A 15,141-nucleotide genomic window follows, 5' to 3' on the forward strand; every position below is an offset into this window, starting at 1 on the left:
GCCCTGATGATCAACTGACTGCTAAGCTTCTCAAGCGTCATCACATTCAATATGACCCGTCAAAAAGGAACGACAGCCATGAATGCACCCCATACCGCTGGATGGCGCTTCAAACTGGGTATTGCGATCATTTGCCTGATGCTCGGCTCATGGCTACTGGTGCCCATCCTGGCGGCAGCGGGCATGCCGGGTTCCAGGATCGCGGCACTGACAGGCGTCCTTTTTATCAGTAACAAAGTGCTGTTGATTATCGTGATTGCGGTCATGGGCAAGGCGGGGTTTCAGCAACTTAAAAGCCGGGTATTTGGCTACGTGTCTTCAATGGCGCCGACAGTCGACACTGAAGTTGGGCCGTGGCGTCATCGGATCGGCGTGGTGATGTTTTGTCTGCCGCTGGTGTCGGCATTTCTGGAGCCCTACGTCGACAGTATCTGGCCTGGACTCAGGCCGAATCTCTGGCAGTTGCAATTGTTGGGCGACTTGATGTTGATCGGCAGCTTTTTTGTACTCGGCGGAAACTTCTGGGAAAAAGTGCGTGCATTGTTCATTCGCACCGCACGGGTCGTGAACACGAGTGCGGTGTGATGATTGAATAACTTAACTAAAGAGCTATTTAGTATAGCTATTTGCCATCATGGTATCTGGAGCAACAATTGCGGCTTATCAGTGAAGCAATAGTGACGGCGCTTAACCTGGAACCACATCTCGAGGGTGGCTATTACCGAAGAACTTTTCAGGCGGATCAGCAACCTCTGATCGAGACGGTTGGTGGTCCACGTTACTTGATGACGTCCATTTATTACTTGCTGACCACAGATTCTCCGATCGGCCAGTTTCACTTTAACCAATCCGACATCGTGCATTACTACCATCTGGGCGATGCCATTCGGTACAGCCTGATTTTTCCTAATGGCGAACTGAGAACTGTCGTGATGGGCAGCAACGTCATCGCTGGAGAATTATTACAGCTGCATGTGCCAGGCGGCATCTGGAAAGCTTCGCAGCTTTTGAATGGCTCAGCAGGGTTCGGTTTGATCAGTGAGGCAGTATCGCCAGGGTTTGATTTCGCGGATATGCAGATGGGCGACAGGCAAAAGCTCTGTGCGGAGTTTCCCGAGCATTCGGCGCTGATTGAACGGCTGACAATAGAATGAGAGCTGAGGGTGAAATCAGCACCGCCAGATCTGCGTGCAACGGGGCCAGCCTAGAAACATCTAGTTACGTATAATGTATATTATGTTAAACGACAGGTCATGTCATAGATGTTCATGAGCTGCCCAAGCCACTGATTCGACAAACACGCTTTTGACGCCCACTCTTTTAACGGGCCATGTCCTCCGTGTTCATGGCGAATAATTCAATGAGGTGGCTGCCGATGAAAGTTCGAAGACATTTTTACCGCTGGGTACCGCCAAGTATTCACGTGCGGCGGCCACGGCTTTGTCGGCGGCTTTTCTGTAGCGTTTGTACTGTCCTATCGCATGATTCACGAACGAGCTGACGTACTCGCCCTTCGAAGAAAACACCTGAGCTAAACGACGGAACATCCCTGTCTCCTATGCCGCTGAAAGGCTGTCCGGGGGAACCGGCTAAAATGTTCATTACTTAAAATCTACAGTCAGCGCTATACGTATTTATACAAGTATTGCGGATGATGGCGCACCGCCATCTCAGAATGCGATGAACGCGCTGTAACCGTCTCGCAACATAGAAATATCTCGCTGGCCTTGATGTTCTCTCGGTGGAAAATTGTTGGCATTGCGAAGCCCTCGTAGCTATTCATCCTTACCACACTCTCGTAAGTTATCCTTATCACGCTCCCGTAAGAGCCAGCAGACGATGCCGAGCACCAGGGTGGCAAATCCCAGTGCGGCAATGGTGAGCGCAGGAGTAGCGGCAGAATCGAGAATAACGAACTTCCGGCTGAGCGCCAGCAAGGCGATCAACAGCACTGTGCGAACCTGAACGATGCTGTTGCGTCGTAGGGCCGGGCGCACAATCGAATGCTTAAACTCCAGGGCTATCAGCACGGTGAAGATTGAGCCAAAGAGGGCCTGGAAAACATCGTGATCTAGAGGGTCAATCGCACCACCGATCACCAACGGCACAACCCTGCGACAGAGCTGCAGTAGCGCCATCAAAATCACAGACGCGATGATGAGACTGAGCGCAATAACAACCAATTGTTCGAAACGTTCGTAAGCATTCATCAGCGCCCACTGAAGTCTGAAATTTTTCAGCGTCGAGTTGCGCTCACGCCTTTCAGAATCAGGCTTTGACACGATAACCCTCCACACTTGCGTCTTCGGTCCGCCGGGCTCGTCCAGGCATTTGAGGATCCAGTACACCACTGCACGTCGTGATCAACAGGCCTGCTCCCAGGTTACGTGAGTGTGTTGAGCCTAAGTCCCAGTCTCCGCAGTAGGTGCCAGATCATCTGGCTGGTCTGGCGGACTACTCTTTCCGGAGGTCTTTGGCGCATCCACCTCCACCTTATTGAAGACCACTTCCCTACGTTCCGTGTCGTATCCCAACTCAACACTGTCGCCGGCTTGCAGCTTGCCTGCGAGCATTTCCTTCGCAAGCCGCGTTTCGACGGCCTGGCGAATCTGACGTTTCAACTCGCGCGCGCCAAACTCAGGCTGATAACCAACATCCGCCAGATGATCGATGAGTGAGCCATCAATTTTCACTGTGATGTTCTGTGCAGCTGCGGTTCGAATGACCCGATCAAGCTGAATGCTCACAATCGATCGGATGTTGTCACGGGTAAGGGCATGGAACACGATGATGTCATCAATACGGTTCAGGAATTCGGGACGAAAATGCCCTTTCAGGACGCCCATTAGTTCATCGCGTAACGCTTTATCCGTAAGGCGTTCATCTTCGGGGCGCTCAAGATTCTCCATGATAATGGGAGAGCCCAAGTTGCTGGTGGCAATGATGATCGTATTGCTGAAGTCCACGACACGTCCCTTACCGTCCGTTAGACGCCCATCGTCGAATACCTGCAGCAATACGTTGCTCACATCGGGATGCGCTTTCTCGATCTCGTCGAGCAGAATCACACTGTAGGGCTTGCGGCGGACACGCTCTGTCAACTGACCGCCTTCGTCATATCCCACATAACCGGGTGGCGCGCCGATCAAACGAGCAACCGCATGCCGCTCCATGTACTCCGACATATCAATACGAATGATCGATTGCTCGTCACCAAACACCGTTTCCGCCAACGCTTTGGCAAGTTCAGTTTTGCCAACGCCCGTAGGGCCAAGAAAGAGAAACGTGGCAATAGGTCTGTTCGCCTGGCCAAGGCCGGCTCGAGACAAACGAACGGCATCGCTGACCGCGAGAACAGCGTCTTCCTGCCCAACCAGCCGCTCACGCAACGTGTCTTCCATGTTCAACAGCTTTTGACGCTCTTCCTGCGTAAGCTCGGTCACAGGAATACCGGTGAGACGGGACAGCACCTCGGCAATTGACTCCAGGGTCACCTCAAGGGTTTCGGAACCTGTCTTGCGCTGCCAGGCTTCTGTTTCCTCTCCCAGTTGCGCTTGTTTTTGACCAATGCGTTCTTCGAAGCCTTTGGATTCATCAAAACGTTTACGGGAAGATGCATAGTCCTGTTCACGTTTAAGTTGCGTGATTTCGGCTTCCAGCTCCTGGATGCCAGCCGGCCTTGAGGAGGAACTGATTCGAACACGGGCCGCGGCCTGATCGATCAGGTCAATGGCTTTATCCGGCAGGTAGCGCGAGGTGATATAACGATCCGACAGCTCTGCTGCCGCCACAAATGCTTCATCGGCGAATGTGACCTGGTGATGAGCCTCAAGCTTATCGCGTAGCCCACGCAAGATAATGATGGTCTGTTCGACGGTGGGCTCGGATATCAGCACAGGCTGAAAACGTCGCTCAAGCGCTGCGTCTTTTTCGATGTGCTTTTGATACTCATTGAGTGTCGTCGCACCGATCAAACTAAGCTCCCCGCGTGCCAATGCGGGTTTAAGTACGTTGGCAATATCCAGGCCGCCCTCCTCACCACCCTGCCCCGCGCCATCGATCGTATGCAGCTCGTCGATGAACAGAATAAGCTCCGAGCTTTTTGCGGCGACTTCATCAAGTAGTTGCTTGGCTCGCTCCTCGAATTCACCACGATATTTAGAGCCCGCAACCATTGAGTTCAGATTGATTTCAACAAGCCGTCTGCCACGCAGAATCTCAGGGACATCGCCCTTTACTATTCATTGTGCAAGCCCTTCAACGATGGCTGTTTTACCGACGCCAGGTTCGCCGATAAGAACCGGATTGTTCTTTCTGCGCCGCGCCAGCACCTCGATGGTATTTTCGATTTCCTGCGCGCGCCCCAGTACGGGATCGAGTTTGCCCTCACGAGCCAGTGACGTCAGGTCGCGACCGAACTTGTCGAGTGTCGGTGTTCCCGTCGGGGTGTCGACTCGCCCATCCTCAGCCCCCTTACCCACCACCTTTACCACCTTCTGCCGCAAGGCTTCAGGCGTTACGCCGTATTTTTTAAGCAATGTCCCGGCGATACTTTCTGGTACAGAGGCAAGCCCGATCAACAAATGCTCTGGGCCAACGTACGAATGTCCTAAATCACGAGATGCCTGGAACGCAAAATTGAAAACTTTCTTTAACCGTGGCGAAATGCTCATCTGGTCCACCGGGGCCTGGGCCTCCGCTGTGCCCCTCTGAGCATGTTGATCGATGTAGCCTTTGATCTCGTCCGGAGAAAGCTTCAGCTCCTTAAGCAACGCCGTACCCACATCGGTATCCGCAAGCACGTACAACAAATGCTCAGTATCGAGCTCGCTACGGTTGAGCTCATGGGCTTTCTCACCCGCGCGTTGCAGGATTTCCAGCGTCTGGGAACTGAATGCATCGGTTGCATCGACAGATTCTCGAGGCACTTGCGCAGAGAGCCTGAAGTCATCACCCGCTTGATCTTTTGCTCCGCCCATGCTGTCGAAAAAGCGGGACACACCCCCGCCCAGTAGAGAGTCGAATGGATTCAACATGCTTTGATGGCGTAAGAGTTGACGGTAATCGTGGTCGCAAATGGACATTGTCCTGGCTTGGCCATTTTGCGATACGGTCACTCGCGCTACAGCGGGTCTCGCATTACATATTTCACAGAGAGTAGCCATGATGAGTTGTCTCCAAAGATGGATAACACGGACTCATTCAGATGGATCTACGTCCCCGTAAACGATGCTCAAGACATAGGGGCATGAGATCCGCAATACGCTGAGATTGCTCAGGAAGACGATTACGTTGGAGGGAATGGCAGTCTCGGCAGACGACGCCGTCCAATAACGATAGTCGGATCTCATCAAAACACGCTATGGGCGACCCAGGATACCGACGAACGACGTCTGATAAATTCGTGCTCAAAAATACCGCCAGTCGTAAACCACCAACTCATCAGCAAATGAGGCTATGGAATCACCAGCGTGATCGAGCAACGATTCGATGTCGGAATTCGCAGGGGCGAATCGATCAGCAAGGACATGATTGCGGTTCGCACCAAAACCATCGGATAAAAAAAACGCCGAAAATGACAGCAAAAGAACGAGCGCGCGAGGTCTTGCCTGCGCTGGAGGAAACGGAGAACGCGTTCAGCGATTACGGCAAGCGCCAACAACGACTATAGTCAATGGTGCGTCAGAGCGAATCCAGCCTTTCCGCTACCAACCTGGCCTCAATCCAATACCGCGAAGGCACGGCGGATCTCCTCGTGCTTCTTGATGCGGATCGTGAACGTCTCGCAACCGAAGACACTCAGGCTCAGACCTCGAACGAGGTGTATCGAGGCATCGTCGCCATTTATAAATCACTTGGCGGTGGATGGAGTTATCCCCCCGGGCAAGTCGTATCCCGCTGAGCAGACCCCAACCGCCCATCTATAAAGGCTCAAGCCATGCACACTTCAGAATTGGATGATGCGAAAGAAACGAATGGCGACCTGGTTCAGGGGCCGCTGCCGGCCGGCACTGTCGCGCCCGACTTCACTCTGTACGCAACCCCTGATCAGCAGTTGTCCCTACGCGAGCTAAAGGGAAATCCCGTGATACTGGCGTTTTATCCCGCAGACTGGACTTCGGTTTGTGGCGACCAACTGACCTTGTACAACCAGTTGCTACCCACATTCAGAGAATACGGTGCGACGCTACTGGGTATCTCGGTCGACAGCGCTTGGTGTCATCAGGCCTTTTCCAAAGATCGGAATTTTCACTTCAGCCTGCTCGCCGATTTCGAGCCCAAAGGGGCTGTGGCGCGACAGTATGGAGCGTACGACGCCCACCTGGGAGTTTGTAAGCGGGCGTTGTTCGTGATTGACAAGGAGGGAGTGATCGCCTGGAGCTACATCTCACCAATGGCAATCAATCCGGGGGCGGACGGCATTCTGGATGCGCTGGATGCTCTGGCGAATTCATCACAAAGCACGCCAACCTAAAATTAACAGGTGATCCCATGGCCACTCTCAAAGTCCCGGTAAGTGCCAGCGACCATCGCCAGGGAAGTGCGCATGCCAAGGTCACACTGGTGGAATTTGGCGACTATGAATGTCCCTACTGCGGTTTAGCGTATTGGGTCGTCAAAAAGCTACAGCAGCATTTTCGCGATGATCTGCAGTTTGTGTTCCGTAACTTTCCACTGACCACTGCTCACCCGCATGCGATGGCTGCAGCTGTCACCGCTGAGTTTGCCGGGAGTCGAGGATTCTTCTGGGAGGCTCACGACGAATTGTATGAAAATCAGGATCGATTGGGCCTGCCGCTGTTTCGGGCCATCGCTCTAAAACATGGCCTCTCCGACGAAGAACTCTATCTTGCCATGCAAGACGGTACCTACGTACCCAAAATAAAATCCGATTTTAATGGCGGCGTACGCAGCGGCGTGAATGGCACCCCAGCGTTTTACATTGACGGGCTTCGCTATGACGGGGCTCCAGAGTTCACCGAGATGAGTCAGATGATTGAGCTTTCGTTAGTGAGTTGACGAAATCGCTAGATAGTGAAATCGCTTGGCATCACCCACACCGTAGCCGAGGGCGAACGTGCCCCATTGCGCAGCGCACCAGGTGTGCATTCGATAATATTTCAATACGGGAGATTGAAGAATCCACGGTGCTGCCAACGATAAGCATCGCTCATAAAGCAGCGGCACGAAAATATCAGCCCAGCGAAACGAGGACATAAAAAATTGGCGATGTTAATTTTTGACAGCTCGGAAGATTCCATAGTCGAGGCCCGTGTCCTGGTCGAGGCGCTGAATGAATGGTTGGCGGAACAGCAGCCCAGTTGCCCGCTAAGGTCCGCCCGTGCGCAATGTTGCTATCGGCCCGATGGCACGCTGGATTCTGTATTGACCGTACTAACAGACGTGGTGGTGGACTAGGTCAGGTGTTGCACTCAGTTTTTGCGACCGCCCCCAAAGGTTGACGCCTATACCCGTCCACCCGTTCGCTTATCCGTTAGTTTCCTTCTACATTAAAGAGGTGCACACGGAGCCAGCAGCGAATGAAATCTTTGAAGTATTATGAAAAAAATCGACACGCCACATGGTTAGAGTTGTTTTTTGACCTCATTTTTGTTGTTGCAATTGGCAAGGTTACGCATACTCTCGGACATCTTCATCACGGCCACTTTGAACAGGAGCAATTATGGACATTTTTACTGCTTTTTGTTCCATTATGGTGGATCTGGTCCAGCCACACGATTTACTCAAATAGGTTTGATACAGACAGTAACCTTCACCGCTTGGCAACATTATTTTTAATGTTGCTGCTCATTGTGCTGTCTGCACGGATTGGGGAAGAATTGGAAGTAAACTATGCGCTTGTTATTGCCTGCTATTTTGGTATACGTGCCATCATCAGTATTATGTACATTACGTCCATAAATAAATTCGATCACCGTAGCGAATTCTCCTCCAGGCTTGGCTTCGCCCTGTTAGTTAGCGCAGTTGTTAGTCTTTCATCCATTCTTTTTGACCCACCTATGCGTTACCTTGTCGCTTACATTGGGATTTTACTTGACATTCTGCTCCCTCTATTTTCTTGGGGTAAGCTAAAGCCATTGCCCGCACATACAGAACATTTGGTTGAACGACTAGGTTTACTCACCCTCATCTTATTGGGCGAGTCGGTAATTAGCCTTTCTGGAGGGTTATCTGACATTCAATGGGATCGTTATAATGTGATGGCGGCAATCACCGGATTTATCATGATTTGCAGTATCTGGTGGATCTATTTTGATAGCTTTTACCTACTGAGCAAAAATGAAAGCAGTATGAGTGGACACTCCTTAATCTACTCGCACCTTTTTCTATTTATGGGGCTAGCACTTCTCGCAAATTTGATCAGGCATGCGATCTTGAATGACATTGCGATGCGCGATTTCCAGATTACGTCAATCATCGGCATGGTCTTATTTTTCCTAGGTAAGCAATATGGCTATTTCATAGCCGTACCTAGAATAAGGAAATACATACTACAAAACACCTTGATCGTGTTTTCTTTGGGTGGGTTGGTTATATTCCTACCCCGCGTCGAGTACATATTGGTCGGCCTAACAGCAACCATGATCTGTTATGTTTTTCTAAATTTCAGATATCGTTGAATCTTTATAATTAGGCCATATCACGGGTGGATCAGCTATCCGCGCGCACCAAAGACTCAGCAGCTGATTGTCGAGGACTGGCGCACTGCGGTTCGTGCCGAATGTGGTGAGCTGTTCAAACCCTTCACCCAGTCGCTATACATCGACCTAACAGATAACTCGCAGACACCAACAAGTGGCAAAACCTAATCAAAGAAGGCCAGGGTGCGAACTTCGATACTCTCGCGCGGCGGGGCTCCCGGCGGCGTATTGGGGTCTTTGAAGGCGGTATGGGGCGTGAAGCGGGCACGGCCGTCGTGACGTGAGTCATACCCCTTGATCAGCAAGACTTCGTCACGGCGCATGTCCGGAAAATAGTACCAGCGCTGTTGCGGATTGTAGGCCAGGTGGTAGATCTCACCGATACGATCCGGATAGACCAAGTCGGTGGCCAGCAGGTCATTGGAGTCAAGCGTCGAGGCGTCCAGCACGGCCAGCGGCGAGCGCTTGACGGGCCCGCTCATCGGGCGCCAGAGGTTAATCTGGGCCACCGACACCAGTGCGGCGGCCAGATCCTGGCCCAGCACGTCGCGAATACGCTCAGGACCCGAGCGCTCGGTGTAGTCATTATGCACACGGCTGGCTGGGCCGCGAATATCCCGCCCCTCGGCGTCGCTGCGCCTGGTGTGGTCGAAGATGACGACCCGGCTCGCGCCCGTCAGCTCCTTGATCAAGGCCTTGACCTCGTCATAGTAGACGCTTTCCACCAAAGCATCGTCGTAGAGGTCGTCGACCACCGTATCCCGCCGATGGAGCTCAAACCCCTGCTTGTCCAGAGACAGGCTGCCTGCCAACGGACGACCGTTGTGTATCGTGACCTCGCGCTCCTCCTGCTCGGCAAAGTAGTGCGGTTCACTGTCACCGGTCAGAGCCTCGGTATGCACATAGGGCTTCGCATCGTGCTTGACCAGGTAGGTCAGTGTCGTGATGACGCTAGCGGGCGTATCAGTTGTGTGCTTCAAGTAACACCTCCCGGTCTGCTGACCGCTTCCGGCGTGGTGTCACCGTGGCGGATCTGTAACTTGTACGTAGACACCATCCCGCTCAATCGTATGCCTTCGAATGGACACTATCAAATGTAGCCCGAGGTGCATGGCACCCGACCGGTAGAAAAGGACCACTCTTACCTCAGCATCGACGACCAGCTTGACCATGACTGGCGTGTCGCACTCCGGGTCTGCGCCGATCATGAGCATCCGATATCCCGGCCCGCCCTTTACAATCGTTTGTCTGCCATAACGGGTTCGGACGTTGGTTAAATCAAACTTCCCGCACCACTATCTAGAGAAGCGGAATGCTATAGCTTACAAAAACTCGATTCTGATCTACGTTTCGAGATGCTTCGCTGTTGGACTTGCCGTTACGCCAGCCGAACCCGACGCCTTTGAGCGCTCCGGATTGAAGGACGTAGTCCAGACTAATGTCTCTTTCCCATTCCTTTTGGTTGTTGCCTGACGTAGTTTTAATATTATCGCCGGAGAGGTACATGACCGAGCCTTTCAGGCCAGGGACACCCAGAGCGGCGAAGTCGTAAGCATACTGACCGAAAGCTGTGCGCTCGCCTGCACGGGTGAAAGTTTGGATCAGGCGGTCTGTATACAGATACAGGCTTGCTCCACCGGCGCCCTTGTCTGTCAGGCTACCCTGACTGAGTTGAGTGAAGTTGCTGCCATCCGACACACTTTGGTACCCCGCAGTAATCGCGTGACCACCCAGTGTGTAAATCAACGCGGCACTCCAGGTACGGTTGTCGATCTCTCCACTACCGTTTTTGGTGTAGCCACTCATTCTGTAGCCTGACGTCCCGGAGCTATTTGCCCCTGACGAGTCAGTTTTGAAATAGCGCAGGTCGGTTTTAAGGGACTGATTGTCCGAGAGGGCAAGGGTGTGAATTAATCCCATAAAATGCTGCGTATAGTAGTTGTCGAGGCTGGCGTAGTAGTACTGAGCTGTCAGATCCTTGGTGACGTTCCAATCGCCCCCGGCGAAGTCAAACTGATTGCTTTCCCGCGTACCACCAGCAACGGCCAACCCCGTCTGATCGCTCGAACCACGTCCTGTTGCATGTTCGATCCGACCTCCAGTCAAGGTCAGCCCCTTGAACTCGCTCGAGGTGATTTGACCGCCCTCGAAGGTTTGTGGAAGCACGCGCCCATCGTTGGCGACCAGAATTGGGAGTTTCGGAATCAAAGTGCCGTAGCGAAGTTCAGTTTTCGACATTTTGACTTTTACGGTCAGCCCGAGCCGGCTCCACTCGTCGACGGCACGGTTGTCACTGTCAGAAGGCATCATGCTGCTACCGACATGCCGTCCTTTGCCACTGTCCAAGGTAACTCCCAGCAACCCCAGGCCATCGACACCAAAGCCAACCATTCCATCGGTATAGCCCGATTTGAAGTCCAGCATGAAACCCTGCGCCCATTCTTCGGTTTTGGAAGGTGCGGCAACGCCATCGCGGTTGTCGTTATTGAAGTAGAAGTTTCTCATTCCCAAGGTGGCTTTGCTATCACTCAGGAAGTCAGCATGCACCTGGGCACTCAGGGTGATACTAAGAAACACCGAACTTGCAGTTATTGTTTTTCCACTCATTTATATAGCGCTCCATTTGTTATTTTAAAGTGATAGAAGCAACGCAAAATTTTCAGGTGTGCGTTTTTTATTATTCTTAATACCCTGCTGAAAACGAGAAGTCGACGATACCTCCCCTCCTGCATCAAGTTAATATTGTTAATGCAAGTTCCAAAGTCGCTCATCGCACCTGTTTCTGTTATGCAGCGCGATAGCGTTAGAGCGGATTGTGTGAGAAAGGCGCAGGGAGTGCCTTGCCTGGGGAAATGGAGTTCTGCGTTGCGGTCTGAAAATTTATCTTATCGTCTGAATTTCAGGACTGGGGCCGGACACAATTGTCGGTCGAGTACCCAAAGGCTCAGCGGGCTGACCTGACGACTGTCCTCTATAGCAACCCGCGGCGCGCCGATCACGACGCCCAAGGCCTAGACTGCGGTGTAACCAATCTGCGTCAGGTACCGGGACGGACGACGAACATGGCGGTTCCCCGCAACGCCGCCTATTCTTGCTGGATGGTCTCCCTGCTTTTGCTCAGGCGATGTATCGGGCCGGAACGATCTAATTTATTTTGACCGTCCGTTCATCGCCAATCCGGGCCTGCCCACGCGTTTTGCCAGCAGCTGTCCCCTCACCCGGTCGACCCGACCAGCATGTATGGCGCAACGGATAAAGGCTGCACGCACTACCCACCTGTCGTTCCCAAGCGACCGATGCCGCAGCACTTCTTAAACAGGGGCGCTGTTCACGTTTCTCCCATTGAGGAAGATGAGTATGTATCGGCCGAGCACGATTCCTTATCAGCAGCATCGAGGGTTCAGCCGAACCTTCACTCAGGGTCATTTGAGCCTTGGATTGTTCTTTCCTTTGGAGGCCTTCGATGGGGACACTCCGAGCATGCTCAACCAAGTCGCATTGGCCAAACGAGCAGAGGCGCTGGGCTTCTGCGCGCTCTGGTTTCGCGACGTGCCTCTTCGCGACCCTGGTTTCGGCGATGTCGGCCAAGTCTTCGACCCCTGGGTTTACCTGGGATATATAGCCGCTCATACGTCAGAGATAGCGCTTGGCACCGCATCCATTGCCATCCCGTTACACCATCCGCTGCACACGGCCAAGGCATCGGCCAGCGTCGATCAGTTGAGCGCAGGTCGCTTGATTCTGGGGGTAGCTTCCGGCGATCGCCCTGTGGAGTTTTCGGCTTTTGGCGTCGATGCCGAAAGGCGCGGAGACATTTTTCGAGAGTACTACGAGGTGATTCGCAGAGCCCACAGCACCAGCTTTGAACCCATCCGCTGGAGCGGTGGTGAGATGCAGGGCGCAGACCTCATTCCGAAACCTACGACCCAAGTTATTCCAATGCTCGTGACCGGGAATAGTCGCCAGTCACTGGATTGGATCGCGCGCGAAAGCACCGGATGGATCAACTATCCACGCCAACCGAAAATGCAGCGACTGATCGTGGAAGATTGGCGGCTGGAGGTCATGAAGCAATGTGGTTCCGTCTATAAGCCCTTCGCTCAGTCGCTATACATCGACCTCGCTGAGAACCCGTCAACGCCGCCCACTCGTATTCATTTGGGGTTCAGGCTTGGACGCGACCACCTCCGGGGTTTGCTGGAGGTGCTTCAGGAAATCGGGGTGGACCACGTTATCCTGAATCTCAAATACGGTAAGCGCCCTGCTGCGCAAGTTATTGAGGAGCTGGGCACTCACATCGTTCCGCAATTCGGAGTACAGCCTCGTTACGAAGCGAACTGAAACCAATACGTTACTGGACGGATTCATCGTCAACTCTGCGACATAAAGAATGGCAGTGATGCCGCAGGCGGTTCAGAGGCCCGCAAGCGAGCCCGCCCGAGGAGTGAAGTCAGAAACCTTCTAGAACGATCTTGCCCCGGGCCTTGCCGCTCTCGACCAGCGCATGGGCACGACGCATGTTTGCCGCATTGATCGCACCGAAGTGCTCGCCCACAGTGGTTTGCAGAACACCTTGGTCAATCAGAGTGCTGACCCGATTGAGCAGATGATGCTGGTTGATCATGTCCGGGGTTTCATACAGCGAGCGGGTGAACATCAGCTCCCAATGCAACGACAGCGACTTGCGCTTGAGCGGCATCACATCGAGGCTGTCGGGGTCGTCAATCACACCCAGACGCCCTTGCGGCTTGAGCACGTCGATCAGTTGTGCAAAGTGCTGTTCGGTGTGAGTCAGGCTGGCGACATAGTCGATCTCCGGCACGCCGAGCGCTTGCACCTGTGCGAACAGTGGCTGGCTGTGATCGATCACGTGATGCGCGCCCAACTGCCGCACCCAATCAGCGGTCTCCTGGCGTGAGGCAGTTCCGATGACGGTAAGGCGGGTCAACTGTCGGGCCAGTTGCACCAGCATCGAACCGACGCCGCCAGCCGCTCCGGTGATCAACAGGTACTTGCCCTCCCCCGAACCCTCGACGACACCAAGCCGGTCAAACAACAATTCCCAGGCAGTGATCGAGGTCAACGGCAACGCTGCCGCATCGGCGGCACTCAATGACCGAGGCTTGTGCCCGACGATCCGCTCATCGACCAGATGGAATTCGCTGTAGCTGCCGGTGCGGGCAATCGAGCCGGCATAGAACACTTCATCGCCCGGCTGAAACAGCGTCACTTCAGAGCCGATCTCGCGGACAATGCCTGTGGCATCCCAGCCGAGGATTTTGGGTTCTTTTGTGAAAGTTCCGGCGCGCACCTTGGTATCGACCGGATTTACTGACACCGCGCGAACTTCGACCAGCAGATCCCGTGGACCAGGCGTGGGCACCGGGAGGCTGATGTCGATCAATGCGTGTGGATTGTCGATGGGCAAAGCGTGTTCGGTAAAGGTGATGGCTTTCATGGACACTCGCTGTCTGAAGGGTGATGCACTCGTTTGCAGCCATCTTCGACTTCCCAAGTACAAAGAAAAACAAGCAGAATGCGCCAACACTTTCACTGCAGGAGTGAAAATGATCCGCATCGATGATCTTGGTTTATTCATCCGCAGCGCCGCGCTGGGCAGTTTCACCGCAGCGGCGCTGGAGGCTGATCTATTGCCTGGTCAGGTCGCCGCCGCCATCAAACGTCTGGAGCGCGAGCTGGACGTACGCCTGTTCGCCCGCACCACTCGCAGCCTGCGATTGACTGCCGAGGGCGAGCAATATCTGCCCACCGCCCACTCAGTGCTTGAGACCCTGAAGCAAGGCAAGGAAAACCTGCGTGGTGAGAACGCCACGCTGCGGGGCGTACTGCAAGTGACAGCGCCGTCCGATCTGGGGCGCAACATACTGCTGCCGTGGCTGACGCTGTTCCGCCGTCAGCATCCAGAATTGACGTTGCGTTTTTTCCTGTCGGACCAGATGGCCAATCTGTTTCGCGACCCGGTGGACGTGGCGATTCGATACGGCCCGAATGAAGACGCCAACTACGTGGCACTGCCGCTTGCACCGTGGAACCAGCGGGTGCTTGTTGCCTCGCCGGAGTATGTGCAACGCTGCGGTTCTCCCCAAACGCCGGATGACTTGAGCAAGCATCACTGCCTGCTCTATCTGCAAAATGGCCGGGTCTACGACAAGTGGAACCTGGGCGGGCAAACCGTGCAGGTTTCGGGGCCACTGTTCAGCGATGACGCCGATGTCGTGCGACGCTGGTCGTTGGACGGTGAAGGTATCGCCTACAAATCTTGGCTGGATGTCAGTGCCGATATCGCCGCTGAGCGCCTGCTTGTGCTGCTGCCAGATTATCCTGGCGAAGCTTCGCCGTTGAGTCTGGTGTGCCCGCATCGCAAGCAGATCAGCCCTGCCGTTTCCCAGCTTTATACGTGGCTGAGTGATCAGTTTTCTGCGCTGGAGCGCCGTGAACCGAATGACTGCGATTGATG

12 protein-coding genes and 3 pseudogenes are annotated in these 15,141 nt (G+C 53.8%); 9 read left to right on the forward strand and 6 right to left on the reverse strand.

Annotated features, from left to right (window positions below):
* Positions 1-78: 78 nt before the first annotated feature.
* Both F8N43_RS05650 and F8N43_RS05655 read left to right on the forward strand, forming a co-directional pair.
* Positions 79-585: a transporter suffix domain-containing protein gene (locus F8N43_RS05650; RefSeq protein WP_150634318.1), complete on the forward strand. Its 507-nt coding sequence runs from the start codon at positions 79-81 to the stop codon at positions 583-585.
* Positions 586-653: 68 nt separating this feature from the next.
* Complete coding sequence (locus F8N43_RS05655) at positions 654-1,154, forward strand: cupin domain-containing protein (RefSeq protein ID WP_150637040.1); 501 nt, start codon at positions 654-656, stop codon at positions 1,152-1,154.
* A gap of 189 nt (positions 1,155-1,343) precedes the next feature.
* Here F8N43_RS05655 and F8N43_RS05660 read toward each other — a convergent pair whose 3' ends face one another.
* The 3 genes and pseudogenes from F8N43_RS05660 to F8N43_RS05670 form a co-directional block, all read right to left on the reverse strand.
* Entirely contained in the window at positions 1,344-1,547 is a 204-nt protein-coding gene (locus F8N43_RS05660; protein WP_150636627.1) for a hypothetical protein, read from the reverse strand.
* A 228-nt stretch (positions 1,548-1,775) separates the two neighbouring features.
* On the reverse strand, positions 1,776-2,210 hold the full coding sequence (locus F8N43_RS05665; RefSeq protein ID WP_191630115.1) for a phosphate-starvation-inducible PsiE family protein: 435 nt from the start codon (positions 2,208-2,210) through the stop codon (positions 1,776-1,778).
* Positions 2,211-2,402: 192 nt separating this feature from the next.
* Positions 2,403-5,168, reverse strand: a pseudogene (locus F8N43_RS05670) (AAA family ATPase).
* 428 nt (positions 5,169-5,596) lie between these two features.
* Between F8N43_RS05670 and F8N43_RS29465 the strand changes: the two are divergent.
* The 5 genes and pseudogenes from F8N43_RS29465 to F8N43_RS29470 form a co-directional block, all read left to right on the forward strand.
* Positions 5,597-5,902, forward strand: a pseudogene (locus tag F8N43_RS29465) (TolC family protein); the annotation flags it as partial.
* A 36-nt stretch (positions 5,903-5,938) separates the two neighbouring features.
* Positions 5,939-6,475 carry a redoxin domain-containing protein gene (locus F8N43_RS05685; RefSeq protein WP_150636623.1) on the forward strand — a complete coding sequence of 179 codons (537 nt, stop codon included), beginning with the start codon at positions 5,939-5,941 and terminating at the stop codon, positions 6,473-6,475.
* A 17-nt stretch (positions 6,476-6,492) separates the two neighbouring features.
* Entirely contained in the window at positions 6,493-7,020 is a 528-nt protein-coding gene (locus tag F8N43_RS05690) for a DsbA family protein (RefSeq protein ID WP_150636621.1), read from the forward strand.
* A gap of 521 nt (positions 7,021-7,541) precedes the next feature.
* The gene (locus tag F8N43_RS05700) at positions 7,542-8,642 is read left to right on the forward strand and encodes a low temperature requirement protein A (protein ID WP_150653363.1); all 1,101 of its coding nucleotides are present in this window, start codon (positions 7,542-7,544) and stop codon (positions 8,640-8,642) included.
* A gap of 3 nt (positions 8,643-8,645) precedes the next feature.
* Positions 8,646-8,813: pseudogene (locus F8N43_RS29470) on the forward strand (LLM class flavin-dependent oxidoreductase); the annotation flags it as partial.
* A 14-nt stretch (positions 8,814-8,827) separates the two neighbouring features.
* On the opposite strand, the gene F8N43_RS05710 reads toward F8N43_RS29470, so the two are convergent.
* Both F8N43_RS05710 and F8N43_RS05720 read right to left on the reverse strand, forming a co-directional pair.
* A complete protein-coding gene (locus F8N43_RS05710) occupies positions 8,828-9,643 on the reverse strand; it encodes a CmcJ/NvfI family oxidoreductase (RefSeq protein WP_150636618.1) in 816 nt (271 codons plus the stop codon).
* A gap of 319 nt (positions 9,644-9,962) precedes the next feature.
* Positions 9,963-11,270 carry an OprD family porin gene (locus F8N43_RS05720; RefSeq protein ID WP_150636614.1) on the reverse strand — a complete coding sequence of 436 codons (1,308 nt, stop codon included), beginning with the start codon at positions 11,268-11,270 and terminating at the stop codon, positions 9,963-9,965.
* 750 nt (positions 11,271-12,020) lie between these two features.
* Here F8N43_RS05720 and F8N43_RS05725 point away from each other — a divergent pair.
* The gene (locus F8N43_RS05725; RefSeq protein WP_150653364.1) at positions 12,021-13,004 is read left to right on the forward strand and encodes an LLM class oxidoreductase; all 984 of its coding nucleotides are present in this window, start codon (positions 12,021-12,023) and stop codon (positions 13,002-13,004) included.
* A gap of 109 nt (positions 13,005-13,113) precedes the next feature.
* On the opposite strand, the gene F8N43_RS05730 is transcribed toward F8N43_RS05725, so the two are convergent.
* Positions 13,114-14,121, reverse strand: a complete 1,008-nt coding sequence (locus F8N43_RS05730; RefSeq protein WP_150653365.1) for a zinc-binding alcohol dehydrogenase family protein — start codon at positions 14,119-14,121, stop codon at positions 13,114-13,116.
* Between the two features lie 109 nt (positions 14,122-14,230).
* Between F8N43_RS05730 and F8N43_RS05735 the strand changes: the two genes are divergently transcribed.
* A complete protein-coding gene (locus tag F8N43_RS05735; RefSeq protein WP_150636608.1) occupies positions 14,231-15,139 on the forward strand; it encodes a LysR family transcriptional regulator in 909 nt (302 codons plus the stop codon).
* Positions 15,140-15,141: the final 2 nt, after the last annotated feature.

Source organism: Pseudomonas fluorescens (assembly GCF_902498065.1).
Lineage (GTDB): Bacteria > Pseudomonadota > Gammaproteobacteria > Pseudomonadales > Pseudomonadaceae > Aquipseudomonas > Aquipseudomonas fluorescens_BJ.